This window comes from Archangium violaceum (genome assembly GCF_016887565.1).
GTDB classification, from domain to species: domain Bacteria; phylum Myxococcota; class Myxococcia; order Myxococcales; family Myxococcaceae; genus Archangium; species Archangium violaceum_B.
Map to the genome: position 1 here is coordinate 8,673,069 of NZ_CP069396.1, position 23,892 is coordinate 8,696,960.

The 23,892-nt window shown below is 68.1% G+C and carries 22 protein-coding genes; 13 read left to right on the plus strand and 9 right to left on the minus strand.

The window, feature by feature from the left end:
• Nucleotides 1–165: 165 nt before the first annotated feature.
• From JRI60_RS34485 to JRI60_RS34500, 4 genes are all read left to right on the plus strand, one after another.
• A complete protein-coding gene (locus tag JRI60_RS34485; RefSeq protein WP_204220171.1) occupies nucleotides 166–1,098 on the plus strand; it encodes a DUF2381 family protein in 933 nt (310 codons plus the stop codon).
• 298 nt (nucleotides 1,099–1,396) lie between these two features.
• Nucleotides 1,397–2,461 (plus strand): hypothetical protein, encoded by a 1,065-nt coding sequence (locus JRI60_RS34490; RefSeq protein WP_204220172.1) that lies wholly within the window; start codon nucleotides 1,397–1,399, stop codon nucleotides 2,459–2,461.
• 48 nt (nucleotides 2,462–2,509) lie between these two features.
• A complete protein-coding gene (locus JRI60_RS34495) occupies nucleotides 2,510–3,526 on the plus strand; it encodes a hypothetical protein (RefSeq protein ID WP_204220173.1) in 1,017 nt (338 codons plus the stop codon).
• A gap of 73 nt (nucleotides 3,527–3,599) precedes the next feature.
• Entirely contained in the window at nucleotides 3,600–4,991 is a 1,392-nt protein-coding gene (locus tag JRI60_RS34500; protein ID WP_204220174.1) for a DUF2314 domain-containing protein, read from the plus strand.
• A 19-nt stretch (nucleotides 4,992–5,010) separates the two neighbouring features.
• On the opposite strand, the gene JRI60_RS34505 is transcribed toward JRI60_RS34500, so the two are convergent.
• On the minus strand, nucleotides 5,011–5,718 hold the full coding sequence (locus JRI60_RS34505; RefSeq protein ID WP_204220175.1) for an aspartate/glutamate racemase family protein: 708 nt from the start codon (nucleotides 5,716–5,718) through the stop codon (nucleotides 5,011–5,013).
• A gap of 144 nt (nucleotides 5,719–5,862) precedes the next feature.
• Here JRI60_RS34505 and JRI60_RS34510 point away from each other — a divergent pair, with 144 nt between their 5' ends.
• Nucleotides 5,863–6,267, plus strand: coding sequence for a YciI family protein (locus tag JRI60_RS34510; protein ID WP_204220176.1), 405 nt, complete (start codon nucleotides 5,863–5,865; stop codon nucleotides 6,265–6,267).
• Between the two features lie 18 nt (nucleotides 6,268–6,285).
• On the opposite strand, the gene JRI60_RS34515 is transcribed toward JRI60_RS34510, so the two are convergent.
• Complete coding sequence (locus JRI60_RS34515) at nucleotides 6,286–7,182, minus strand: RluA family pseudouridine synthase (protein ID WP_204220177.1); 897 nt, start codon at nucleotides 7,180–7,182, stop codon at nucleotides 6,286–6,288.
• A gap of 189 nt (nucleotides 7,183–7,371) precedes the next feature.
• Between JRI60_RS34515 and JRI60_RS34520 the strand changes: the two genes are divergently transcribed.
• From JRI60_RS34520 to JRI60_RS34540, 5 genes are all read left to right on the plus strand, one after another.
• Nucleotides 7,372–7,518 carry a VOC family protein gene (locus JRI60_RS34520; RefSeq protein WP_239469874.1) on the plus strand — a complete coding sequence of 49 codons (147 nt, stop codon included), beginning with the start codon at nucleotides 7,372–7,374 and terminating at the stop codon, nucleotides 7,516–7,518.
• 86 nt (nucleotides 7,519–7,604) lie between these two features.
• Nucleotides 7,605–9,080, plus strand: a complete 1,476-nt coding sequence (locus tag JRI60_RS34525; RefSeq protein WP_204220178.1) for a circularly permuted type 2 ATP-grasp protein — start codon at nucleotides 7,605–7,607, stop codon at nucleotides 9,078–9,080.
• Complete coding sequence (locus JRI60_RS34530) at nucleotides 9,077–10,060, plus strand: alpha-E domain-containing protein (RefSeq protein WP_204220179.1); 984 nt, start codon at nucleotides 9,077–9,079, stop codon at nucleotides 10,058–10,060. Before JRI60_RS34525 ends, JRI60_RS34530 begins: the two co-directional genes overlap by 4 nt.
• Nucleotides 10,061–10,073: 13 nt before the next feature.
• Nucleotides 10,074–11,858, plus strand: coding sequence for a class II glutamine amidotransferase (locus JRI60_RS34535; RefSeq protein WP_204220180.1), 1,785 nt, complete (start codon nucleotides 10,074–10,076; stop codon nucleotides 11,856–11,858).
• 142 nt (nucleotides 11,859–12,000) lie between these two features.
• Complete coding sequence (locus JRI60_RS34540; protein WP_204220181.1) at nucleotides 12,001–13,065, plus strand: aldose epimerase family protein; 1,065 nt, start codon at nucleotides 12,001–12,003, stop codon at nucleotides 13,063–13,065.
• Nucleotides 13,066–13,351: 286 nt separating this feature from the next.
• On the opposite strand, the gene JRI60_RS34545 is transcribed toward JRI60_RS34540, so the two are convergent.
• From JRI60_RS34545 to JRI60_RS34555, 3 genes are all read right to left on the minus strand, one after another.
• Entirely contained in the window at nucleotides 13,352–13,915 is a 564-nt protein-coding gene (locus tag JRI60_RS34545; protein ID WP_343213353.1) for an imm11 family protein, read from the minus strand.
• Nucleotides 13,916–13,937: 22 nt separating this feature from the next.
• Nucleotides 13,938–15,293, minus strand: a complete 1,356-nt coding sequence (locus JRI60_RS34550; protein WP_204220182.1) for an AHH domain-containing protein — start codon at nucleotides 15,291–15,293, stop codon at nucleotides 13,938–13,940.
• A gap of 172 nt (nucleotides 15,294–15,465) precedes the next feature.
• Complete coding sequence (locus JRI60_RS34555; RefSeq protein WP_204220183.1) at nucleotides 15,466–16,239, minus strand: TetR/AcrR family transcriptional regulator; 774 nt, start codon at nucleotides 16,237–16,239, stop codon at nucleotides 15,466–15,468.
• Between the two features lie 90 nt (nucleotides 16,240–16,329).
• On the opposite strand from JRI60_RS34555, the gene JRI60_RS34560 reads away from it, so the two are divergent.
• Nucleotides 16,330–17,523 (plus strand): epoxide hydrolase family protein, encoded by a 1,194-nt coding sequence (locus tag JRI60_RS34560; RefSeq protein WP_204220184.1) that lies wholly within the window; start codon nucleotides 16,330–16,332, stop codon nucleotides 17,521–17,523.
• Nucleotides 17,524–17,549: 26 nt separating this feature from the next.
• Here JRI60_RS34560 and JRI60_RS34565 read toward each other — a convergent pair whose 3' ends face one another.
• The 4 genes from JRI60_RS34565 to JRI60_RS34580 form a co-directional block, all read right to left on the minus strand.
• The gene (locus JRI60_RS34565) at nucleotides 17,550–18,902 is read right to left on the minus strand and encodes an erythromycin esterase family protein (protein WP_204220185.1); all 1,353 of its coding nucleotides are present in this window, start codon (nucleotides 18,900–18,902) and stop codon (nucleotides 17,550–17,552) included.
• Nucleotides 18,903–19,036: 134 nt separating this feature from the next.
• A complete protein-coding gene (locus JRI60_RS34570) occupies nucleotides 19,037–19,573 on the minus strand; it encodes a DUF1801 domain-containing protein (protein WP_204220186.1) in 537 nt (178 codons plus the stop codon).
• Between the two features lie 225 nt (nucleotides 19,574–19,798).
• On the minus strand, nucleotides 19,799–20,797 hold the full coding sequence (locus JRI60_RS34575; RefSeq protein WP_239469875.1) for an NAD(P)-dependent oxidoreductase: 999 nt from the start codon (nucleotides 20,795–20,797) through the stop codon (nucleotides 19,799–19,801).
• Between the two features lie 73 nt (nucleotides 20,798–20,870).
• Nucleotides 20,871–21,881, minus strand: coding sequence for an NAD(P)-dependent oxidoreductase (locus JRI60_RS34580; protein ID WP_204220188.1), 1,011 nt, complete (start codon nucleotides 21,879–21,881; stop codon nucleotides 20,871–20,873).
• A 212-nt stretch (nucleotides 21,882–22,093) separates the two neighbouring features.
• Between JRI60_RS34580 and JRI60_RS34585 the strand changes: the two genes are divergently transcribed.
• Both JRI60_RS34585 and JRI60_RS34590 read left to right on the plus strand, forming a co-directional pair.
• Entirely contained in the window at nucleotides 22,094–22,678 is a 585-nt protein-coding gene (locus JRI60_RS34585) for a TetR/AcrR family transcriptional regulator (protein ID WP_204220189.1), read from the plus strand.
• A 196-nt stretch (nucleotides 22,679–22,874) separates the two neighbouring features.
• The gene (locus JRI60_RS34590; protein WP_204220190.1) at nucleotides 22,875–23,882 is read left to right on the plus strand and encodes a cyclic nucleotide-binding domain-containing protein; all 1,008 of its coding nucleotides are present in this window, start codon (nucleotides 22,875–22,877) and stop codon (nucleotides 23,880–23,882) included.
• Nucleotides 23,883–23,892 lie beyond the last annotated feature (10 nt).

The following is a 23,892-nucleotide window of genomic DNA, read 5'->3' on the forward strand; positions in this document are numbered from 1 at the left end:
GGACGAACTGGTCCGACAGTCAGACCAGTTGCTCCCGAGCGCGACCGGGACCTCCCTCCTGAAAGGACCTACCCACCTGGCCTGGCTGCGAACAAGGGCGGACGAAAAGCAGGGGCGACGTAGGAGGTGCTTGTTTCCCTGAGCACTCCGGAGGTAGTACGGCCCATGCCCAGCCCACCACCCACCGTCCCCCTGCTGCTCGCGATTCTCGCCACGGCTCCAGCCCTCGCCGAGCCTCCGTCTGAAGCTTGGGACACGGCGGCCGCTCGCCACCTCGAGCTGACGGCAGAGAGCCCCGGGCAGGTGCACGAGGTGCGTATCAGCCCTGGCCTCACCACCACCCTGGTGTTCAACGCGCCGCTGCTGCGCGGGGGAGTCGTGGTGGAGGAGCGAGAGCGCTTCCGGGTGGTAACGGTGGACGAGACCACGGGCTTCGTTGCGCTCCTGCCCTCGGGTGCGCTGTCACCAGGGCAGCGACTGCTCCTCACGGTGCGCTTCGCGGATGGCGCGGTGCCGGCGAGTACCACTTTCCGACTGGCGGTGCACCCCACCCGGGCCGAGCCACAGGTGAACGTGTACCGCCAGCCGCGCTCGGCCGAGTCCTTTCAGATGGAGGCGCGGCAGGAGCACGAGCGGGCCGAGCGGTGCGAAGCGCGGCTGGCGCAAGCCCAGACAGAGCAGAAGAGTCCCGGAGGCCTCACCGGGCTCATCGAGTCCGGGCTGGTGGAGGGCAAGAAAGGCATCGCGGCACAGGACATTTCAGACACCACCCAGCAGCCTCCCGGTGAGACTCTCAAGAGCAACAAGGCTTACAGCTACCGGGCAGAGGGACGAGTGGCGGTGGCGCTGGAGGTGGAGAACACGAGCGCGCAGCCCTGGACGGTGGATGAGGAAGGCGCGGCGCTGATGGGCAAGGGAGGCGCGCGGCTACGGTTGCTGCGTGTATGGCAACCGGAGCCCCTCCCCCCCGGAGGAACGGACCGGGTAGTGGTGGAGGTAGAGGCCACGGAGGTGCAGCCCCGGGGCACCTATGTCCTCCGACTGGGAGAGGCGAGCGGGCCGCGCACCATCACCCTTCGTGGCGTGACGTTTCCGTGAGCCTCTCCCAGAGGGCCGGGCCACATCCTCACGAGCGGAGGATGTGACCCGGGACGAGTGTGTGGATGGCGGCGGCCTGGTGACAGCAGTCATCAGTGATGACGGGTGTCACCTGGGGGCCTGATGACGGCGCTCACCCCCCGGAAGCTCGTGAGGTCCCTGCCTCCGCGTAACTCATCGGAATCACGTCCGGTTACGGGGCGGCCACCCCTGGCACGAGCGCTGCACTAAGGCCTTCACGTCAAGGCATCGCCCCCCTCTCTCGGCAACCAGCCCCGTCTTCTCAGGAGATAAGTCCATGCGTATCAAGAGCTTCCCGAAGATCTCGCTCCCCAACCTCAAGGGACCCAAGGCGCCCACCGCCAAGCCCGACGGCGTGAAGCCCTCGCCGCGCCCGGACATCAACGGCAACCTCCCTGGCAAGAAGCCCGACGTCGGTCCCAAGTTCTCTCCGCGCCCGGACATCAACGGCAACCTCCCCGGCAAGAAGCCCGACGTCGGTCCCAAGTTCTCGCCGCGCCCGGACATCAACGGCAACCTCCCCGGCAAGAAGCCCGACGTCGGCCCCAAGTTCTCTCCCCGCCCGGACATCAACGGCAACCTCCCCGTCCAGAAGCCCGACGTCGGCCCCAAGTTCTCTCCCCGCCCGGACATCAACGGCAACCTCCCCGGCAAGAAGCCGGACTTCAACCTCGACGGGTTCACGCCGGGCAACGGGCTGAACAACCTCAAGCCGAACCGTCTCGGAGGCCTCGGCGATGGCCTCTCGGCCGCGGGTGATGTGTTGGGCGGTGTGGCGAACGGTGTGGCCGGGCTGGCCGGCGCGGGTCTCGAGGCGGCCAGCATGCTGCCCGGCGCCCTGGGCATGATGGATCCGTACGCGCTCAGCGGCATGGCTCCGGAGCTGGCCGGTGGTCCGATGATGGACCCGTACGCCGCTGGCGCCCTGCCCCCGGAGCTGGCCGCTGGTCCGATGATGGACCCGTACGCCGCCGGCGCCCTGCCTCAGCAGCTGGCCGCTGGTCCGGTGATGGACCCGTACGCCGCTGGCGCCCTGCCTCAGCAGCTGGCCGCTGGTCCGGTGATGGACCCGTACGCCGCTGGCGGCCTGCCCCAGCAGCTGAGCGGCCTGACGCCTCCGACCGATCTCCAGCACTCGGACCTCGGGAACATCCTCGGCTCGGTGGCCCACGCGCTCGACACCGCGACCCAGGCCCTCGCGGCCGTGAAGGATCTCGTGGGCCAGGGCGCCGCCACCGTGGCCCAGCCCCTGCAGAAGAAGCTCGCCGAGAAGCTGCCCACGGAGCTCGCCGCCGTGGTGGCCCCCAGCCAGGACGCCCAGGCGGGCATCCAGGAAGTCTGATTCCCAGGGCCAGGGAAACCTGGGCAACCCCCTACGAACGGTGCACCCATGACCATCCGATTCCGCCCCCGAGTGAATGTCCCCCTGCCGACGAGCACCCAAGACAAACCCACCTCGGTCGGTGCACCGTCGAAGACCCCCCCCACCCAGAGCGCGAACGGGCTCCACACTCCCCGGACTCCGGGGAGCACCGACGGCTTCGACGGCCCGGTCCGCCCGAACAGGGCCAATCGCCCGGAGCTCGCCGGAACCCTGGCGGAGATGCGAGTCCCCGTGGAGCAGGCCATGGGCCCCGCCCTGTCCTCGGGCAAGCACAGCACCACCGCGGCCCAGGTGCTCGACCTGAAGAACCCCCTCTCGCACCCCGAGGCGCCGCAATTCCAGCAGGCCTTCAACGCGCTCGGCATGAGCGAGGGGAAGACATCGGAGGTGTGGAGCGACATCCTCCATGGCGTGAAGCGCCAGGAGGAGATCCGGGCCAACGTCAAGGAGAGCCGGACCACTCCCTGGACCCCGGACAAGCCCGTTCCGGACAAGTCCAACCCGCACTACGAGAAGGTGGCCCAGGAGCTGGGACCCTACCTGCGCATCGAGGACGGCCAGGGACCGCTGGCGCTCTGGTCGGGCGGCTACGATGTGAGCAAGCACGCCCAGCTCAAGGGGTACACCACGCTGGAGAGCACACCGGCCGGCCGGGCCCTCTCGGGGCTGGAGATCTACAAGGACCCCAAGGCCGTCACGCCCATGTGGAACCATCTCTCCGAGGAGTTCGTGAGGCAGAACCCGGAGGGGACCGCGCACGCCTTCATGCGCACCCATGATCCGACGAGCGTGCTCTACCGCCAGGAGATCCAGACGATCGAGAAGTTCTCGCCCGATCGACCCGTGACCTGGCATCCCCTCGTGGGAGACAAGTTGGAGGATTTCCAGGCCGTCCAGCCGAACAAGACGCTCGGTCCCGACTCGGCGTATACGAGCGAGGCGCAGGCGCGCAAGGACCTGAAGGACTACCTGTCCCAGACGAACAGTGAGAGCTTCTCGGCCCAGGCCATGAAGATCCTCTGAGTCAGGCCCTGGCTCCCGACCGGGGAACCGGGATACTGGGTGCGAGAACCCTCTTCCGCACCCGGAGTCCCTCATGTTCCCGCATCGCGCGCCCCTGGCGCGTCTGCTCGGTGTCCTGCTGCTCTCCCTGACCGCCCTGGCGCACGCGGCGGAGCCGAGCCCCAAGGCTCCCGCCACCCCCAAGGCTCCGGGAACACCGTTCCCCCAGGAGGTGCTGCACACCTCGGAGCTCTTCTACTCGGTGTTGCTGTTCCACCCGACGGAGCCGAAGGGCAACGTGGTGGCGGAAGCGAACGCGCTGCTGGCGGCGAAGTACAAGGAGCTCAACGGCGCGTGGAAGTCCGGCGCGCCGGCCCCCGAGGTCGTCATCGAGAGGGTGTCACAGGACAAGTTGGATCCGATCGACGAGGAGCTCCTGCGCTACTTCGGCGGGAAGGTGGAGCCCGAGGATCGCAAGCGGCTGCTGGGCGCGAAGCACGCGACGGCGCTGAACTTCCACATCCCCTTCGCCAAGCGCCACGAGTCGCTGCTGGCGGCCATGCGCTTCGCGCACCAGCTCGCCACCCAGCAGAAGGCCCTCCTCTGGGACGCCGAGACGCGCGAGTACTTCTCCCCCAAGAGCTGGAAGGAGATGCGGGTGGACGGCTGGACCGGTGGAGTGCCCTCGATTCCCGCGCACATCACGATGCACGTGTACGCCAGCCGTGGGGCCCAGCGGATGGTCACCCTCGGGATGGTGAAGCTGGGCCTGCCGGATCTGGTGGTGGAGCAGGTGCCGGGCTCGATGACGACCGAGATGGGGAAGCTCGTCAACGCCGTGGCGCAGTTGCTCACCGAGGGGCTGGAGCCCGCGAAGACCGGAGAGCTGGCGGTGGACCTGACGCGCGTGAAGGACGCCCGGGTGCAGCGCATGGTCGCGGCGGATGATCCGAAGACGGCGCGGCGGAACGCGAAGTTGTGGGCCATCGAGGGCCGCCGGGACAATGGAGACCCGGAGAACCCGCTGCTGGAGATCGCCTTCCCGGGGAGCGGGTCGGCGCACGAGCGGCAACTGGCGGCGCTCGACGGGCTGTTCGGCAAGAAGCCGGACAACATCACCGCCGCGCCCCCGGGAGACCCGGAGCTGGAGGCGGTGGCTCGCAAGGCACGCGCCCGGCTCAACGAGCTGCGTCCCCGCATCGCCAAGGGAATCCATCCACCCGAGGTGCTCCTGGTGAAGGCGGGCTTCCGCACGGATGACGACAACCTCGAGTACATGTGGATGGAGGTCATCACCTGGGAGAAGGACCGGCTGAAGGGGACGCTGGCCAACGAGCCCTTCAACGTGAGCCGGCTTCGCCGGGGCTCGCCCGTGGACGTGGCGGAGTCGGAGGTGCAGGACTACCTCTACATGAGCCCCAACGGCACGCGTGAGGGCGGCGAGAGCAGCACCATCCTCATGCGCCGCGAGCAACAGGGCCAGTAGGCCGGGGCACGAGCGGGACTCACGCCGGCGCGGTCGCTTCCCGCACCGCCCGGCGCAGGGCCGCCCTCGCGAGCAGGCGCGTGGAATCGAGCGTCGGCAGCGGAGAATTCGAATCGTTCATGATCAACGGGATCTCGGTGCAGCCGAGGACGACGGCGTCACAGCCCTCCCCTTTCATCCGTTCGATGACCCGCTGGAAGCAGGCGACCGCCTCGGGCTTGAAGACGCCGCACACCAACTCCTCCATGATGATGCGGTTGATCTCCTCGCGTTCGGCGGTGTTCGGGCGCACGTACTCCAGTCCACGCGCCGCGAGCTTCTCTGGATAGAGCTCGCTCTCGACGAGCCAGCGGGTTCCAGTCAGGCCGATACGCCGGAACCCGCGCTCGACGGCCCGTTCGGCGACGACCTCGGCGATGTGCAGCCAGGGCAGCGGTGAGCGCGGCTCGACGGAGGGAAGCGCCTGGTGGATGGTGTTGTCGGGGCAGATCAGGAAATCCGCGCCGCTCCTCGCGAGCTTGTTCGCCGAGGAGAGCATCAGCTCACCGACGCCCCGCCAGTCACCCCGGTCGATGCATTCCACGTACTCGGCGAGCGAGTGCGTGTGCATCGAGACCTCGGGATGGGCGTGCGGGCCAAGAAGCTGCGCGCCTTCCACGCAGACGGTCCGATAACAGAGAGCCGCGCCTTCAGCCGAGCAGCCAACGATGCCGATGTGGAGGGACATGACGATCGTATCCCATGATTTCGAGCCTTTGGGGCACCCCTGAAAAAAGATGCTCCGGCGTGTCGATCTCGCGGCTCCTCGTTCGACGAGACAATAGAGGCCCCAATAGAGGCCCCCAACCCGAAGCCAGAAGGAGCGCCGAGCATGCGATTCATGATGCTGATGATCCCCAAGGGGTACGAGAAGGCAGCGCCGGGCACGATGCCGGACGCCAAGGCCGTCGCCGAAATGATGAAGTACAACGAGTCCCTGAAGAAGGCCGGCGTGCTGCGCGCGCTGGATGGCCTCCACCCCCCCTCGATGGGCGCGCGCGTCTCGTTCTCCGGTGGGAAGCCCAGGGTGACCGACGGGCCCTTCGCCGAGACGAAGGAGGTACTCGGCGGCTACTGGATGATCGAGGTGAAGTCGAAGGAGGAGGCGATCGAATGGGCGTCGCGCTGCCCCGCTGCGGACAACGAAGTGATCGAGGTTCGCCAGGTGCAGGAGTTCTCGGACTTCCCCGCCGATGTCCAGCAGGCCGCGGCGAGGTTACCCGAGCTGCAGGGGTAGCCCGGCAGCCAACCCCTTCTATGGCACCTGCAGCTCGCGAGGGATGCAGGCATGGAGCTCCAGGCGCTTTCCCGTGAGCGGATGTACGAAGCACAGCCGCTCCGCGTGCAGCAGGTAGCCGATATCCCCGAGCAGTCCCGGATGCTCGGCGCGCGGCACGCCTCCCACGGTGTAGACGGGATCTCCTTCGAGCGGATGCCCGATGAAGGCCAGGTGGATGCGGATCTGCTGGGAGCGGCCCGTCTGGATGTCCACCTCGAAGAGGGTGCTCGCCGCGCGCCGCTGGAGCACGCGCGCCAGGCTCCGGGACGCCTTCCCGCCTGGAGTCGCCATGGGAACCATGCCCATGTCTGGATGCACCACCTCGCCGATGGGCGCGGTGATGTCGTAGCGCTCCTGGGTGGCCACGTTGAGCGACAGGGCCCGGTAGCGCTTCTCCACCTCGTGCTCGCGCCAGGCGCGGGACAGTTTCGCCGCCGCGTCGTGCGTGCGCGCGAAGAGCACGAGGCCCGAGGTACCACGTCCCAGCCGATGCAGGGGGCTCGCCTCCGGGAAGCGCTCCCGCACGACGCTGAGCAGGGTGTTCACGAGGAATCCCCCGCCCGGCACCGTGGGCAGGCCGACCGGCTTGATGACCGCCAGGATCGCCTCGTCCTCGTGCACGAGCGAGTAGTCGCGCGGCGTCTCCCTTTCCTCCCAGGGCGGCCGGTTCCACACGAGCCACTGGCCGGCCTTCAGGAGCTCCTCGCCCGTCGCGGAGATGTCATCCAACAGGACTTCTCCCCGAGCGAGCCGCTCCCGCCACACCGCCTCCGAGGAGTGCCGGTAGGCATCGACCAGGTAGGAGAGCGTGCTCGCTCCCCGGGCCCGCGTGCCCAGTTGTTCGCGGTAGGCATAGCCCGTATTGAGCGCCATGCCGCTACCCTCCCCCGAAGGGCCTCATGGAGACCCTCCCGTGCCGAGCCCCCGGGCCCGGTCCAGGTTCGCGCCTGCCCATCCGTGTCTTCTTCACGATGCACGGTGTAGGCATCCCGCGCATCACGACGCAACTGGAGCGAGCGCCTGAAATACTTTCAGCGATTTGAAGGCTCACACCCCGCGGCAGTGGTCGGATTCCTGCTCGCGGGTCAGCGATTCCAGGCGTTGAACGGCGGCCCGCACTTCAATTTCACCGAGGCCATCTCCCTGGTCGTGGACTGCGACTCGCAGGAGAGGGAAGCCTGCACCCCCCTCCCTATACCTGGAGTGTAGACCTCTATACACTTGGGTCTGACGCACAGCGTCGTACTGTCCGGGCCCCTGGTGTCCCGGGCTTCTCCAGAGAGGTGACCGCCGCGATGAGACGATTGCTGCACGTCCCGGGACTCTTCGAGGAATATGGAATGACGCCGGGGACCATCGACGAGCTGATCGGTCCCGATGGAGTGCCCCGGCCGGATTTCCTCGGACTGCTGACGTTGTTGGGGACGCGAGCACCGGAGGACTTCGCCCGGCTGCAGTCGTTGGCGGAGCGGGCCCTGCTCAACCAGGGCGTCACCTTCTCCGTCTACTCGGACCAGCGCGGCACGGAGAGGATCTTCCCCTTCTGCCTCATTCCCCGCCTCATCTCGGCGCCGGATTGGGCGCACCTGGAGCGGGGATTGGAGCAGCGCGTGCGTGCGCTGAACCTGTTCCTGAATGACGTCTATGGCGAGCAGCGCCTGTTCGCCGAGCGGCCCGAGCTGAGGGACCTCATCCTGAGCACCTCCCTCTACCTGCCCCTGTTGCGCGGCGTGCGTCCACCCGGCGGCGTGCGCATCCACATCGCGGGCATCGACCTGGTCCGCGATGGCCAGGGGACGTTCCGGGTGCTGGAGGACAACCTGCGCACGCCCTCGGGCGTGTCGTATGTCATGGAGAGCCGCGTCATCTCCAAGCGCGTGCTGCCCGACATCCTGGAGATGGCCCGGGTGCGCCGGGTGGACCACTATCCGGCCCGGCTGGCGGAGACGCTGCGGTCCGTTTCTCCCGAGGATCCGGAGCGCTCCACCGTCGTCGTGCTCACCCCGGGGCCGTACAACTCCGCCTACTTCGAGCACAGCTTCCTGGCGCGCACCATGGGCGTGCAGCTGGTGCAGAGCGAGGATCTCTTCGTGGACCGGGAGCGGGTCTTCATGCGGACCACCCGCGGGCCCCAGCGCGTGCACGTCATCTACCGGCGCATCGACGATGCCTTCCTGGATCCGGAGACCTTCCGTCCGGACAGCCTGCTGGGCGTGCGCGGCTTGATGAGGGCCTGGGCCGCGGGCCATGTGACGCTGGCCAACGCCCCGGGCAACGGCGTGGCGGACGACAAGGCGGTGTACGCCTTCGTGCCGGAGTTCATCCGCTACTACCTGGGCGAGCAGCCCGTGCTGGAGCAGGTGCCCACCTACGTGTGCGCCCGCGAGGAGGATCGCCGCTACGTGCTCGAGCACCTGGAGGAGCTGGTGGTGAAGACGGTGGACGAGGCCGGTGGCTACGGCATGCTCATGGGTCCCCAGTCCACCCGGGAAGAGCGCGAGGACTTCCGCCAGCGCATCCTCGCCACGCCCCGGCGCTACATCGCCCAGCCTCGCGTGGAGCTGTCCACCTGTCCCACCTGGGACGCGGCCTCGGGACGCGTGGTGCCGCGCCGGGTGGATCTGCGGCCCTACATCGTCTCCGGACCCCAGGGGCCCTGGGTGCTGCCCGGAGGGCTCAGCCGCGTGGCCCTGCGCGCCGGCTCCTATGTCGTCAACTCCAGTCAGGGGGGCGGTTCCAAGGACACCTGGGTGCAGAAGGAGGCGGCATGATCGCCCGCATCGCGGAGCATTGCTTCTGGCTGGGGCGCTACCTGGAGCGCGCGGAGAGCACCGCGCGGGTGCTGCAGATCACCGGCCAGCTCGCCCTGGACGCGGAGCTCCCCCCCGAGCAGTTCTGGACTCCGGCCCTGGCCATCTTCGGCGAGCGCCTCGCCTTCACCACGCGGCATGGAGCGCAAGCCGAGGCGGACGGCGAGGCCGTGCAGCACTTCCTCACGTGGGAGGAGGAGAACGCCTCCAGCCTGCTGAGCACCATCTGCGCGGCCCGGGAGAACGCCCGCACCATCCGCGAGGTGGTGAGCCGCGAGTGCTGGGAGGTCACCAACGAGCTGTACCTGTGGCTCGTGGGCGAGGCGGGCCGGGAGGAGTACGCCCACTCCCGCTTCGCCTTCTACCAACACATCCGCCGGATGGTGCAGCTGTGCCTGGGCCTGTTCCGGAGCACCATGCTGCACGACACGCCCCTGGACTTCATCTGGCTGGGGGTGATGTTGGAGCGGGTCGGTCAGACGGCGCGGCTGCTGGACGTGCACCACCACGTCTTCACGGGGATGAAACCCGAGCACCCGGTGGTGGAGACGGCGCTGTGGCTGTCCCTGCTGAGGGCCTGCTCCGGCTTCGAGCCCTTCATGAAGAGTCACTCGGGCCGGGTGACGGGAGACGCCGTGGCGGCCTTCCTGCTCTTCGAGTCCCGCTTTCCCCGCTCGGTCCGCTACTGCGTGGAGTCCGCGCACCGCTACCTGCGCCAGCTCTGTCCACCCGAGTCCCAGGGTCCCGGCCGGGAGAGCCTGGCCCGCATCGAGCCCCTGGTGGAGCTGCTGCGGCCCGAGTCCCTGGTGGGCCCGGGAGCGTCCATGCATTCGCTGCTCACTCACATGGTGGAGGAGACGGCGGGCCTGTGCTCGCTCCTCTCGCACGAGTACTTCGGCAGGCCCCTGACGACGCTGGGCGCACAGAGGATGGCCGGGTAGAGTCCCGCCCGCCATGCTCAACCTGCTCGCGTTGTCCTTCGAAGGAGAGCTCGCCCCCAGTCTGGACCTGCGGTGCCTTGCCCCGGGCCGCAAGCCACCAGACGGATGGGGGGTGGGCTACTACCCGGGCGGAGAGTTCGCGGCCACCCTGCTCAAGGAGGCCGCGCCCCAGTCCGGCAGCATCCGCAGCGAGCTGGTGAAGACGTGGGACCCGTTGGAGTCCTCCATCTTCATGATGCACATGCGCTCGGCGACCTGGGGCCCCATCACCGAGGCCAACACCCAGCCCTTCTGCCGCAGCGCCTGGGGTCGCGACTGGCTGCTGGCCCATAGCGGCAGCCTGGAGCAGCGCCTGCCCACCCCTCCGGGCGCGCGCTTCGAGCCGGTGGGCTCCACGGACTCGGAGGCCCTCTTCTGCCGGCTCCTGGACTGGATGCAGGAGCAGGGCTGGCGCAGCCTCGCCGAGGTGGACGCGCCCCGGCTCCGCGGCTGGCTGGAGGAGATGAACGGCCTGGGTCCGCTCACCCTCGTCCTCTCGGATGGAAGGGACCTGTGCGTCTACGCGGATCGGACGGGGACCACGAACTGCTGGCTGTGGCAGGTCTCCCCGCCCTACGAGCGGCTCATCGTGGGCGACGCGGACCTGGAGTTGGATCTCACGCGGCGAGGCGCCAAGAGCCGCAAGGGAATCATCGTCAGCACCCACCCGCTCGAGTCGCGCACCGAGGACCCCGTCACCTGGAAGCAGCTGCCTCCGAGCGCGCTGGTGATCCTGCGCCAGGGCTCCGTGCGCGCCGAGGTGCTGCCGTCCAGGCCCCCGGGGCCGGGAGCCGCCCCACCCGCCTCGGCCGCCGAGTTCGTGGCCCGCAGCCGCCTGCGCCGTCCGCCGGTGAGCCCGGTGCGGGTGATGGACGTGCGCCACCGGACCGTCTACCGCTACGAGCGGCCCGTGGAGCGCAGCTCGCACAAGCTGCGGCTCACCCCGCTGCACGACCGGCTGCAATCGCTGCTCTCGCACGAGGTGACTCTGTCCTCGGGCGTGACGCAGGCCGAGTACGAGGATGTCTTCGGCAACCGGGTGCGCAAGGTGCTGGTGGATACGCCATACACGGAGCTCATCATCGAGGCGCGCTCGCTGGTGGAGCTGCGGGACACGGATCCGCTGAGCTACCGCCCGCTGCGCGAGCGCTCCACCCTGCCGCTGGTGTGGATGCCCTGGCAGCGCAACATGCTCCAGCCCTATCTGCTGCCGCCCGAGCTGCCGGAGACCCAGCTGGAGGAGCTGCTCGAGTACGCGATGAGCTTCGCGCGCCGCAACGACTTCGATCTGCTGGACACGCTGCTGGACATCAACTTCAGCATCTTCAAGGAGTACCGCTACCTCCAGGGCTCCACGACGCTGATGACCACGCCCTTCGACGTGTACTCGTCGCGCAAGGGAGTGTGTCAGGACTTCGCCAACGTCTTCATCTGCCTGGCGCGCCTGCTGGGAGTGCCCGCGCGGTACACGTGTGGCTATGTGTACACCGGCCCCAAGCACGCCAACACGGCCCAGTCCGAGGCCTCCCACGCATGGGTCCAGGTGTACCTGCCCGAGGTGGGCTGGAAGGGGTTCGACCCCACCAATGGCATCCTCACGCAGACGGACCACGTGCGCGTCGCCATGGGAAGGCAGTACGCGGACACCACGCCCACCCGGGGCACCATCTACCTGGGCGGAGGTGGTGAGAGGCTCGAGGTCTCCGTGCGCTGCGAGCCCGTGGAGCCCGAACGCGGCGAACGTGTTGACCGGACGTAGACTCGATTCCCACTGAAGCTTCATACCCTGCGTGCTATGAAGCCGGCGCTCGCTTGCCTGGGCTGGATGCTGAAGGTTCGCAATCGGCCCAGGACCTTCGCGCGGCAAGCCGCGCGCATTCATCTTCATCACAGGAGGCATCGTGGAACGGACCCCCTTCGGTACGGCCCCAGGCGGACAGCCTGTCGATGTCTACACCCTCACCAACAGGCGAGGGGTAGAGGCGCGGGTCACCAACTACGGCGGAATCATCCTCAGCCTGCGTGTGCCGGATCGGGACGGCCGCTTCGATGACGTGGTGCTCGGCTACGACTCGCTGGCTGGCTACCTGGCGGAGTCCCCGTATTTCGGCGCGCTGATCGGCCGCTACGGCAACCGCATCGCCCAGGGCCGGTTCACGCTCGATGGTCGGCAATACACCCTGGCGACGAACAACGGCGTCAACCACCTGCACGGCGGTCTCAAGGGCTTCGACAAGGTGGTGTGGACCGCGGAGCCGTTCGAGAACGACCAGGGCATGGGCATCGTCCTCACCTACGTCAGCCCCGACGGCGAGGAGGGCTACCCGGGGACCTTGACCGCGAGGGTCACCTATACGCTGACCGGCGATGACGAGCTCGTCTTCGACTACCACGCCACCACCGACAAGGCGACGCCCGTCAACCTCACGCAACACAGCTATTTCAACCTGGCCGGCGACGGGAAGGGCGACATCCTGAGCCATGTCGTCACGATCAACGCGGACCGCTTCGTCCCGATCGATCCGACGTCCATCCCCCTCGGCGACCTCCGCGACGTCACGGGCACGCCGTTCGACTTCAGGCGGCCCACGGCCATCGGCGCGCGCATCCGCCAGGAGGACGAGCAGCTTCGCAACGGGCAGGGCTATGATCACAGTTTCGTGTTCGACAAGGGCGGCAAGGCCGGCGAGCCGACGCTGGCCGCGCGCGTCCTGGAGCCCACCACGGGCCGCGTGATGGAGATCCTCACCACCGAGCCGGGCATGCAGTTCTACTCCGGCAACTTCCTCGACGGCACGCTGAAGGGAAAGAAGGGCGCGGTCTACCACCGCCGTTTCGGTTTCGCGATGGAGACCCAGCACCTGCCGGACTCGCCGAACCAGCCGGGCTTCCCCTCGACGATTCTGCGCCCCGGTGAGCACTACCGCTCGCGCTCCGTCTACAGATTTTCCGTCTCGGGTGCGTGAGCCTGGCCCCCTGCGCGGCTCCTGGGGAACAACAAGGTCGCCCTCGAGTGACTCAGGGGCTTGCTCGTGGGATTCGAGGTCCAACACGCGCAAGCCATTCTGGAGCGCTCTGGTCAGTGAAGATAAGGCCCGAGGCTTTTGAAGTGGAAGTAGTGGGTCCGCTTCTGCTCGTCGTTGAGCCATCCGGGGGCGCCCCCCGCGGCGTTGTAGATGCCCTCCAGCTTGGAGGAATCATGCGTGTCGATTTCGTAGGCGACATGTTTCCCAGGGTGGCGCCCACAATCAGCTACACCTCCTTGAACTTGCCCCCGGTAGCTCCAATGCTCTCCAGGGCCTCTTTGATCTGCTCGGAGACGAGAAGCACTACGAGCCATCCCCAGGGACGGAACACCTTGGCATCACCGACCTTGGAGGGGTCGATGCGCAGGCCATGTACGGCTCGATAGTTGCCCGTCTTCTCCGGGCGACCGTCCTCGGGCTTCCAGTATTGGACCTCGGCGGACGCCTTGTCATCGATGCACTTCACCACGCGCGTGACATTGAGGATGAAGAACTCATCGGCCTGGTCTTCGACATCCACCGGAACGAGCTGCACGTCCGCAGAAGCCAGCTCCGCGAAGATGGCGGCCACCCTTGCGTGAACGATGGGGGTACCACCGACGGCCGTCACGCAGAAGTCCAGCGGCCTCCCAGGACGGTAAAGGGGAACCCGAAGGCGTCCGTCGATGGCTACGGGCAACCCGCCCTCAAACTGCCATCGGTCTACCTCGCGGCCCCGTGGATCAACGGGATCATCCAGATACCAGCGCCCGGAGACGTGAACGTCATCGGACAATCTGAAGTACCGCATGGGAATCAAGGCCTCCTTCGGGTCACTCAGCCCGCGTGACCAGCTTGTTGAGGTGAGTGCCCTCGGTGACGATCTCCTTGGCCAGCCTCCGGAGTTCCGCCGTCAGTGCCTCCCTGCACTGCTGCATGCTACGACAGCCCTTCATCGCGTCCCTCAGACGATCGAGCACTTCCTCATGGTACTCCTGCGGATGCGGGCCGACGTGGCCCCTGACGCGCACCTTGTTCGCCGGATCGTCCAGCGACATGCCAGCCTGATCAAAGAGCTGCTTGAACTTGGGAGTCCACGGGCCACCACTGTGGGTGGCATCGGTCCATTTGTCGGTGGCGATGTGATGCTCGGGCCCCTCCACGTCCACCGGCCTGGAAGCCGCCCCATACACGCTCTGGGCCGTGGCAGCGACTGCATTGGGAGCCAGGGCGATGGTGACGGCATCTGCGGTCACGGCCACGGCTTCCACCTGCGCAACTTCAGCCAGTTGGATTCCCACCCGCGCCACACCCGCCGCTGACGCTCGAGCCGAGCCGGGCAGGTTGGTCACCTTCGCCGAGAAGCTGGCGGCTGTCTGACCGATGGCGGCAGTGAGCAGCAGTGCGAAGGCCCGCGCCGCATTCTTCCCCATCACCTTGCCGTACTTCTTCCCGGCCTCGCGGATCGCCGCAAACGAGGTGGCGTGATCCTGCTCCTCCACCAGCCGCCTGAAGCCCTGGATGAGCGTCCAGAACGTGTCCACCCCGATGTAGCAGACGAAGGTGGCCGTGACGACCGTCGCCAGCCCCTTGGAGAACACCGGTTCGGGCGCCAGCCACATCGCGGCGTAGATCGCCATCGTCCAGTAGAGCGACGCCTTGATCGCCTCCGGGTCGGCCATGTCCTTGAAGGCCTGCATCATCTCCGGAACGATCTCCTCGATGGCGAAGGACATGCCCAGAGCGTAGCGGCCATCCCCGGTGAGGAGAGGGTTGTTCATCAGCACGTTCCGGCAATCCCCAGGCTTCCCGAGGGCCTCGCAGAACCGCAGGTACTCCTGGGTCACTCGCACATTCACCTCGGCCCACTGCGAAGCCGAGAGCGGCTCGTCCAGAGGAACGACACCGTCGCGCTGGGTGTACCGGTACCAGCCACTGCGTGGGGGGACCTCGAACAGCTCCCTCGCGGCTTTCTCAGGGTTGACCGAGGGCCTCTTCTGCCGGATCTCCTTCGCGATGGCCCGCGTGAACTCCTCCTCCCCCAACTCCACCGGCCTGACATCGTCCGTACGGGGGACGTGGATGAGGGGCTGGTCTTGTCCCGTGTCGAGGCGTACCACGCGCGTGGGGCTGCACGAGGTGGACAGGGCCAAGAACAAGGCCGCAACGACCAGACGACGAGGAGCCATGAGACACCCTCCAGCTCGAGGAGGGTTCGAGTCTACGGACGGGGTACTCCAGAGACGATGACGCCCCAGGTCCTATTCGCATTCCACCACGGGGGTGAAGCTGCCCGGCCTCCCCTCCACGGCGGTGCACCTGGTGTGCCGCACGTGCCCTACCGGGTTGGACGCATGACGTCTAGCGCTGGCCCCGGGTGCGTGCCTGGATGAACACCTCGAGTCCATCCAGGACGCGCTGCAAACCGAACTCGAAGGCATGTGCGGGATGGGTCGCGGCCCCGAACTCCGCCCCCGCCGCCGAGCCCACCCGGGCCGCGGTGGGGTAGCGCTGGGGATCCAGCACCTTCTCCAACAGCGGAGCGTGCGCCGCCCACCACTGCTCATCGCTCATGCCGGTGTGCCGCTCGGCCTGCGCTGCCTCCACCGAGCGGCGCGCCGCCCCCTCCACGTGCCCCGCCACCAGGCTCACCACCGAGTCCATCTCCACGTCGGTCAGGCCAATCCCCTCCACCGCACGCAGCTCGTGGTCATACCGGGCGATGAGGTTCGGTCCCATCACCGGCCGGCTCTTCGCGATGTGCAGCATCCACGGATGCCGGTGGTAGAGCGCCCAGTTCTCCCGGGCGATCCGCTCCAGCCGCCCCCGCCAGCCCCCGGATACGTCCTCGCTCCGCGGAAGCTCGCCGTAGGCCCGGTCCAGCATGACGTCGATCAGCTCCGCCTTGCTCGGCACGTAGGTGTACAGCGACATGGGGGCCACCTTCAGCGCGTCCGCCACCCGCCGCATGGACAGCGCTCCCAGCCCCTCCGCGTCCGCCAGCGCGATCGCCTCCTGGACGATCTGTTCCACCGTCAGCCGGGGCTTGGGCCCCCGCTTTCCACGCTCCTGGAGCCCCCACAGCAACTCGATGCTCCGCTGGGGATCTCCACTGCCGCTGTACTCGGTCGTCACCCCGTCATTCTTCCCACAAGCGGAAATACTGTACACCGTACGCGGTTATAGAGTAGAGAATCCGTACACCGTACGGAGTGGAGGAGCCCCATGCGTTCGACCCGGGAAGAGAGCCGTGAGATCCGTCCCTTTCACATCGACGTTCCCCAAGCGGAGCTGGACGAGCTGCGAGAGCGGCTGGGGCGCACCCGCTGGCCGGACGAGCTGCCCGGGGCCGGTTGGCGCCATGGCGCGTCCCTGGGCTACCTGAAGGAGCTGGCCGCGTATTGGCGCACCACCTACGACTGGCGAGCCCACGAGGCCACACTCAACAGCCACCCGCAGTTCATCACCCGCATCGACGGGCAGGACATCCACTTCCTGCACGTGCGCTCGCCCGAGCCCCACGCACTGCCGCTGATCCTCACCCACGGCTGGCCCAGCTCGATCGTGGAGTACCTCGACGTCATCGGCCCGCTCACGAATCCCCGAGCCCACGGTGGAGACCCCGCCGATGCCTTCCACCTGGTCATCCCCTCGCTCCCGGGCTACGGGTTCTCCGGACCCACGCACGAGGCGGGCTGGGGCTCGCGCCGCATCGCCCGGGCCTGGGCCGAGCTGATGCAGCGGCTCGGCTACACACGCTACGGCGCCCAGGGCGGCGACTGGGGCACGTGGATCTCCCGCGAGCTCGGCCTGCTCGTACCCGACCGGGTCGTGGGCGTGCACACCAACGGGCTCATCACCTTCCCGGTGGGAGCGCCCGGCGAAATGGAGGGCCTGAGCGACGCCGATCAGGCCCGCCTGGCATTCGCGGACCACTACCAACGTGAGTTGTATGGCTACAAGAAGATCCAATCCACGCGGCCCCAGACCCTGGCCTACGGTCTGACAGACTCCCCCGTGGGCCAGCTGGCATGGATCATCGGGGTGTTCAAGGAGTGGACCGACTGCACCCACTCGCCCGAGGACGCCATCAGCCGGGACCGCCTGCTCACCAACGTCATGGTGTATTGGCTCACCCAGACGGCCCACTCCTCGTCCCGTTCCTTCGTCGAGACTCCGGACACTCCCGAGGATGCGGATCTCGCGGAGGACGTGAAGCCGACGCCGGTGCCCACCGGGGTGGCGCTCTTCCCCCGTGACATCCTGCGGCCCATCCGCCGCTTCGCCGACCGCGATCATACGAACATCCTTCATTGGAAGGAGTTCGACCGCGGCGGCACCTTCGCCGCCCTGGAGGAGCCCGACCTCTTCATCGGCGACGTGCGGGAGTTCTTCCGCCGCGTGCGCTCGAACAGGTAACCCGCCCCAGCTCCGCCGCCAGGATGTCAGTCCTTGCGCGGAGGAGAGATCTTCCGGAAGAACACCACCGCGTCCGCGTTCCGCCCCACGGGGCCGTGCGCGTATGAGCTCGGGTTCCCGTAGTCCGTGACTTCGTCGAGCAGTGTCCCCGGTGGGCGCTGACGCAGGTCGAGCAGGAATGCATCGCCATGAGGTGCGAGCGCGGCCTCGACGCTGCCCTCGCGTAGCGGCACGCGGCGGGTGACAGGCTGTCGGCCGTCGGGCATGAGGTGCTCTCCCTCGGGGGCCAGCAGCCAGAACACGAAGACCTCCTGGGGGCGTGGCTCCACGACATGGGTGCCGATGGAGCGCCACATCGGCTCGTGCTCGCCGTCCGACGGGCCGGCCCTCAGCGTCGAGGAGTCGCGAGACAGGTGCGTGTTGTGACCCAGGAGGATGAGCTTCTCGCCGGGGTGTGCCTCGAGCCAACGATCGAGGGTCTTGTGCATGAACTCCTCGCGCCGCGCGTAGAAGCGGTGTCGGTCCGCGAGTGTCCGCGACTGCAGCCGGCCGAGCTGGAACACGAACGACTCGGAGAGCGCGTCGAGCTGCTCCAGCAGGCGTGTCGCCACTGCCTCGCCGAAGGCCGCGCGGTAGGGAGCCGGATCCTCGCGGACTTCTTCGGCGAGCTTGAACACTCGCAGGGCCTCGTCGCCGAGGGACTCGCCTTCGACCAGCGCGAGGCGCGCGAGCAGCCCCTGGGCTTCGGCGCGGTCGGCATGAGGCGCCAGCGTGTCGCGGAGATCCTGATAGCCTCCGCCGAGAATGCCCTCGGTGTCGAAGCCGAAGAAGTGCAGCCGCTCGGTGCCCGGCGCGCGAGACTCGCTGAGCTCGCGCATCGCATGAGCGAAGCGCTTCTCCTCGGCGGCGAAGGCGGTGGTGGCCTCACGGTCGGACTCGGTCCGCGGCTGGAAGCGCTCGAGCTCCCGCCGCTCCTGCGGAGTCGCCCCGGAGTAGCCATGGAGCACCACGCGCTCGAGCGAAGCCGGGTCGCCAAGCTCCAGGAAGCGATCGATGCGCGCCGCATCGGAGGTTCCCATCTCCATGCCCACGTGGCGGAAGCCACGCGCGAAGAGATGACGCAGGAGCGCGAGGCGGTACGGGTACTTCTCGTGGATGTAGTGATCGGGCTCGCCGAGATAGACGATGCGCGCATCCCCGATCATCGCATCCACTCGCTCCGCGACCCTGGGCTCGAGCTGGGTGGACTCTGGGTCGGACCACCCCGTGCTGTTCGCTCGCACCCACGCGGAGTCGAGCTTCGCGCCGGAACAACCGGCCAGAAGAGCCGCCAGTGCCGTGAGCACGCGCACGCATCCCATGCCTTCTGACTTCCCCATGTTTCCTCCAGTCCGATGACCGTGATGAAGAGGACCGCGGAGGGTAGTCGGCGAGCGTGACTGGAGAATGACTGGGAGGGCGGGTAATCGTGGGCTGGGATGTCCGGACGGCACCACGCCCTCAGGACGGTCGGCTAAGGAACCCAGCCGGGCAACGCGGCGGCCTGCTTCACCCAGGTCGCCATCTGGGCCTCGTCGAGCTCGTCGCCTTCGCGGATGTCGAGGTAGCGCGTGTTCTTGTCCTTGCTGGGGCCGGGCGGGACCGGTCGCAGCGACGTGCCGCGGAAGAAGGTCACCTTGACGTAGTGGGTGAAGACGTGGAACCCCAGGAACCAGCCCTGGCCTTCGATGCCGTACAACGGCGTGTTCCACTTCACGGCCTTGCGCACGTTGGGCACGTTCCGCACGATGAGCGCGTCGAGCCAGCGCCCGACGTCACTCTTCCAGCCCGGCATCGCGGCGATGTACGCCTGCACCGGGGCGTCGCCGTCGGCCTTCGCGATTTGTGGATTGCCGCCTGAAAGGAGTTTCACCGGCTTGGCCTCACTCGCACCTGGCTTGGCCTTGGTGCCTGCCTTCGGCGTGGACTTGGACCTGGTGGCCGACTTGCGTGGCTTGCTCGCGCGCGACGTGCCCTTGGCCTTGGGCTTCGCCTTGCTCTCAGTCATCATTCGTCCCTTTTTATTAGATGGTTCTCGAGCCGCTCCAGGTGTTCATCCCAGAACCGTTCATAGTACGCCATCCAGTCCCGTACGGGCCTGAGCCGCGCAGGGATGAGGCTCCCACAAATGGGGGCAGAGCCGAAGCCGGAAGAGGCGAGCGGGCCAGCACAGACAGCGGTGAGGGTGGAGCCGACGAAGGAGCGCACGCCGCCGCAGGGGAGTCTCGTCGCGAAGTCACACACGTTGAACGCGGGTACCGAACTCTTTCAACCGTGCGATCACGTAGGCCGGGTCGAGCAGTCCCTCGGGGTGGTAGAGCCCTGGCGATACGGGAGGACCTCCCGCGAGGCCGAGCAGCCGCTCTACCGCGAGCGCCGCGCCTCGGGCGCTCATGCCGGAGTGCACGTCGCCGTCGGAGAGCTCGTGACGGACGCGTCCCGTCGTCCCGTCCTTCCGCTCGCCCACGATTTCGATGATGACCTCGTGTGAAAGGCCTTGGCCGGGGCGGCGGCTGGCCGTGGGCCTCACCGCGAAGTCGAGGCGAACGGTTCTGGCGTCCGTCGCGGCCGCGAGGCTCACGACGTCGAGCAGCGGGTAGGCCTGCCCCTTCCACTCCGTTCCATCCACACCTCGGAAGACGCGGGTTGCTTCCTCTCCCCGGGCCCAGAGGAACTTCCCGTCCTCGAGCATCAGCGGATGCGGCACGCTCTGGGCGACACGCTCCAGGTCGCCTTTCGCCGCGGGCCCACCCACGTCCTCCTCATCGAAGACCGCGCCGATTTCGATGGAGTGAATGCGCTGGAACTCCCTGGCGAAGTGGAGGGCCGCCAGCGTCACCGTTCCGCCGAGGAAGTGGCCGAGCATGAGGATGGGGGCGCTGCCAGGCTTCTGGATGTAGTGCGCTACCGCTGGCCCGATGTCGAAGACGAAGTCCGAGAAGGCGACATAGGGGATGCCCTTTGCCTGCGCGTACTTCAGCGAATGGAGCGAGGTGTCCTTCAGGAACACGACCACGGCACTGAAGGCCGCATCGGTGGGGAGGCCCAGGTCCTGGCGCTCCAGGTCGATTCTCACCGCATTCGCACCGCCGAGCTCCTTCGCGAGCGCGTCGGCCCGGGCGAGGTCTCGCGCGCCGATGGTCATGGCAAGGGCTGGCTGGAGCCGACGAAGTGCTCGGGCCGCGCGACCGCCGACGACGCCGGAGCCTCCGATGATGAGAACGGATGGATTCATGGGGGATGACATGGTGGATGCACTCCTGGGGTTGTTCTGGGAATGGACCGTCTGGGGACGTGCTGGCCGCCGCTCACACCCGACGGATGCGGGTGCCGATCTCCTCCAGGCGCCGCACCATGTAGGCCGGGTCGATGAGGACGTGCGGGAGGTAGAGACCTGGCGCCACGGGCGGGCCGCCCGCCAGGCCGAGCAACCGCTCGAGGCCCACGGCGACGCACTGGGCCGTCACGGGCGCCTGACCCGCCGGATGGACGAGCTCGTAGCGGACGCGTCCCGTCGTTCCATCCCGCTGCTGGCCCGACAGCTCGATGATGATTTCCGTCGAGAAGGGCTCGCCGCGCCTGCGGGTCGCTGACTGCCCCACCGCGAGGTCGAACCGGATGGACCGGGCGTCGGTTGCTCCGGCGAGGCTCATGAGGTCGAGCGGTGCGTAGGCCTGGACCCGCAGCTCCGCTCCGTCCACGCCCACGAGGGTGCGTGCCGCGTCCTCGCCCTGGGCCCAGCGCCACTTGCCGTCCTCGAGGAGAAGGGAGCTCGCCGCGGCCTTCGTCATGCGCTCGAAGTCGGCATACGCCGCCGGTCCGCCCATGTCCTCCTCATCGAGCACCGCGGCGATTTCGATGGCCTCGAGGGTCCGGAACTCCCTGGCGAAGTGCAGGGCTGGCAGCGTGGCGGCTCCTGCCAGCCAGAGGCTGTCCATGAGGATGGGCGCGCCGCCGGGCTTGTGGATGTAGAGCCCCACCTCCGGTCCGACTTCGAACAGGGCCGTCGAGATGCTGACGTAGGCCGCCCCCGTGGCCTGCGCGTACCGCAGCGAGTTGAGGGTGTCGTCCTTCACGAACATGGCGATCGCGCTGAAGGACTTCCCGGCAGGCAGGCCCAGGTCCGGTCGCTCCAGCTCAATCCTCGCGGTGTCCGCGCCGCCCACCTCCCTGGCGACGGCGTCGGCCCGGGCCAGGTCGCGTCCTCCAATCGTGATGGGCAGCTCCGGGTGGAGCCGGCGGAGCATCTTCGCGGCCTGGGAGCCGACGAGGCCGGAACCTCCAATGATGAGGACGGGCTGCTGCGTATTCGTGGACATGGCGGGAGGGCTCCTCTGCATGGCGGGGCGGCGGCGTGACCGGAAGCGGTCGCGCCCATCCGGCCCAGATTCCTACCTTTAGTAAGTTACCAATAGTAGGTTCGCCACGATTTGTTCATAGGGAGGGCGAGGGGCAGTGACGCGGCTCGTGCTCCGCGCCTGGCGGCGAGTTACAGTCACTTGACACCGGTTCAGGTGCGAGCCGCGTTGCCATGAGCGAGACATCCAGCAAGAAGCTGCCGAAGGCCCAGAGGCGCGACCAGTTGCTCGACATCGCGCAGACCCTCGTGCGCGAGGAGGGGACGGACGCGTTGACCCTCGGCTATCTCGCCGAGCGTGCCGGCGTCAGCAAGCCGGTGGCCTACGAGCATTTCAAGACGCGCTCCGGGCTGCTCATCGCGCTCTACGCGGAGATAGACGCCCGGCAGGTCAAGGTGCTGCAGGATGCGCTCGCGCGCACACGGCGCCGGCTGGAAGACGTCGCCCGTGTGGTGAGCCGCGCCTACATGAATTGCTACACGTCGGTCGGCCCGGAGTGGCATGCCATCTCGGCCGCGCTGAAGGGCGACGAGGAGATGGAGGCCTTCCAGCGGGAACTGATCGACAGCTACGTGGCCCTCTATTGCGAGGCGTTCGCGCCCTACACGAACCTGTCGAAGGAGGAGCTCCACCTGCGCTGCGTCGGAATCATCGGCGCGGCGGAGGCGATTTCGCGGGAGATGATTCGAGGCCGCGTCGAGGAAGCCAAGGCCGCCGCGACCCTGGCCGCGCTCATCATCCGCGGGCTCTCCACATAGGCGCCGCGGAAGGCGCGGAAGGTCTCAACGGCCTCGGGCCGCGCTCGAGCTGCTCGGGCCGGGTATGCGGGTGCCCCTGTGATGGCGCTCACTCTCCGGGCGTTGGCGCCGTCACAGTCCCCCGGCGGCCTCCAGGGCAGAGTGCTTCGTGTCAGGGCGTGAACCCCACACGCGACGCCCTGGCATCGAGGCCGCCATGTCCCGCATCACGAGCACCGAGGTCATCCTCCCCTCCTCCCTGTCCGCCGAGGCGCGGCACCAGCTCACCGACAGCCTCTACGCCGTCCACGCCCGGCTCTTCGAGTCGGAGGAGGAGCGCGAGGCGTGGGCCCCCCGCGACGGGCCCGAGGCGCTCTACTTCCTCGAGACCGCTACGGGCCATGCCGAGGGGCACGGGCTGTTGACGGTGGCGCCCATCACCCTGGAGAACGTGCTGAGCATGGCCCGCTCCCTGCTGAAGCGGCGGCTGCACCAGTCCATGGTGAGGCTGGCGGCCCGGGTGCTGGGTACGCGGCTCGGGGCGCGCCTGGGCCGCTCCCTGGTGGTCCACACGTTGCGCCACGTGCCGCTCTTCGCCCAGCTCGACGAGGCCACCCTGCGCGACCTGGCCGAGCACGCGGAGCTCCTCGTGCTGCCCGCGGGCAGGGAGGTCTTCCACGCGGGAAGTGCCAGTGACGAGCTGTACCTGCTGGAGACCGGCGTGGTCCATGTGCTGGCCCAGGGAGGGAAGCTCATGGAGGAGCTGGGCAGCGGCGCCGTGTTCGGGGAGCTGGCCCTGCTCACCCGCGAGCGCCGCTCGGCGACCGTCCGCACGGCGACGGCCTCGACGCTCATCCGTATTCCCCGCTCGGCGCTCCTGCCACTGCTCGAGGGGAATGACCGCCTGCGCGAGCGGATGTGGAAGACGCTCGCCGAGCGGCGCTTCGATGATGTGGTGCGGGGGCTGGAGGGCTACGGGCACCTGGGGCGCGCGCGCCGGCTCTCCCTGCTGCGCTCCGGAGAGCATCGCGAGCTGAGGCCGCAGGAGTGGCAGAAGCTCGAGGCGGGCACCCACCTGTTCGTGCTGTCGGGCGCGGTGGACTTCGAGCACGCGGGGCTCGTGGTGACCCAGCGGGACGCCACGCTCCTGGAGGTCGGCCAGCCGCTCCGTGTGAGGGCCCGGGAAGCCACGCGGCTCGTGCTCCTGAATCCGCGGGCCGCGTGAGGGTGTCATG

What these genes read in the sequence shown, in the direction of transcription:
- JRI60_RS34505 (WP_204220175.1), bottom strand. Translation starts at nt 5,718, where the DNA reads ATGTCCCTCCACATCGGCATCGTTGGCTGCTCGGCTGAAGGCGCGGCT.
- JRI60_RS34580 (WP_204220188.1), bottom strand. Translation starts at nt 21,881, where the DNA reads ATGTCCACGAATACGCAGCAGCCCGTCCTCATCATTGGAGGTTCCGGC.
- JRI60_RS34510 (WP_204220176.1), top strand. Translation starts at nt 5,863, where the DNA reads ATGCGATTCATGATGCTGATGATCCCCAAGGGGTACGAGAAGGCAGCG.
- JRI60_RS34585 (WP_204220189.1), top strand. Translation starts at nt 22,094, where the DNA reads ATGAGCGAGACATCCAGCAAGAAGCTGCCGAAGGCCCAGAGGCGCGAC.
- JRI60_RS34560 (WP_204220184.1), top strand. Translation starts at nt 16,330, where the DNA reads ATGCGTTCGACCCGGGAAGAGAGCCGTGAGATCCGTCCCTTTCACATC.
- JRI60_RS34575 (WP_239469875.1), bottom strand. Translation starts at nt 20,797, where the DNA reads ATGAATCCATCCGTTCTCATCATCGGAGGCTCCGGCGTCGTCGGCGGT.
- JRI60_RS34525 (WP_204220178.1), top strand. Translation starts at nt 7,605, where the DNA reads ATGAGACGATTGCTGCACGTCCCGGGACTCTTCGAGGAATATGGAATG.
- JRI60_RS34590 (WP_204220190.1), top strand. Translation starts at nt 22,875, where the DNA reads ATGTCCCGCATCACGAGCACCGAGGTCATCCTCCCCTCCTCCCTGTCC.
- JRI60_RS34565 (WP_204220185.1), bottom strand. Translation starts at nt 18,902, where the DNA reads ATGGGGAAGTCAGAAGGCATGGGATGCGTGCGCGTGCTCACGGCACTG.
- JRI60_RS34495 (WP_204220173.1), top strand. Translation starts at nt 2,510, where the DNA reads ATGACCATCCGATTCCGCCCCCGAGTGAATGTCCCCCTGCCGACGAGC.
- JRI60_RS34490 (WP_204220172.1), top strand. Translation starts at nt 1,397, where the DNA reads ATGCGTATCAAGAGCTTCCCGAAGATCTCGCTCCCCAACCTCAAGGGA.
- JRI60_RS34530 (WP_204220179.1), top strand. Translation starts at nt 9,077, where the DNA reads ATGATCGCCCGCATCGCGGAGCATTGCTTCTGGCTGGGGCGCTACCTG.
- JRI60_RS34485 (WP_204220171.1), top strand. Translation starts at nt 166, where the DNA reads ATGCCCAGCCCACCACCCACCGTCCCCCTGCTGCTCGCGATTCTCGCC.
- JRI60_RS34515 (WP_204220177.1), bottom strand. Translation starts at nt 7,182, where the DNA reads ATGGCGCTCAATACGGGCTATGCCTACCGCGAACAACTGGGCACGCGG.
- JRI60_RS34570 (WP_204220186.1), bottom strand. Translation starts at nt 19,573, where the DNA reads ATGATGACTGAGAGCAAGGCGAAGCCCAAGGCCAAGGGCACGTCGCGC.
- JRI60_RS34550 (WP_204220182.1), bottom strand. Translation starts at nt 15,293, where the DNA reads ATGGCTCCTCGTCGTCTGGTCGTTGCGGCCTTGTTCTTGGCCCTGTCC.
- JRI60_RS34545 (WP_343213353.1), bottom strand. Translation starts at nt 13,915, where the DNA reads ATGCGGTACTTCAGATTGTCCGATGACGTTCACGTCTCCGGGCGCTGG.
- JRI60_RS34500 (WP_204220174.1), top strand. Translation starts at nt 3,600, where the DNA reads ATGTTCCCGCATCGCGCGCCCCTGGCGCGTCTGCTCGGTGTCCTGCTG.
- JRI60_RS34535 (WP_204220180.1), top strand. Translation starts at nt 10,074, where the DNA reads ATGCTCAACCTGCTCGCGTTGTCCTTCGAAGGAGAGCTCGCCCCCAGT.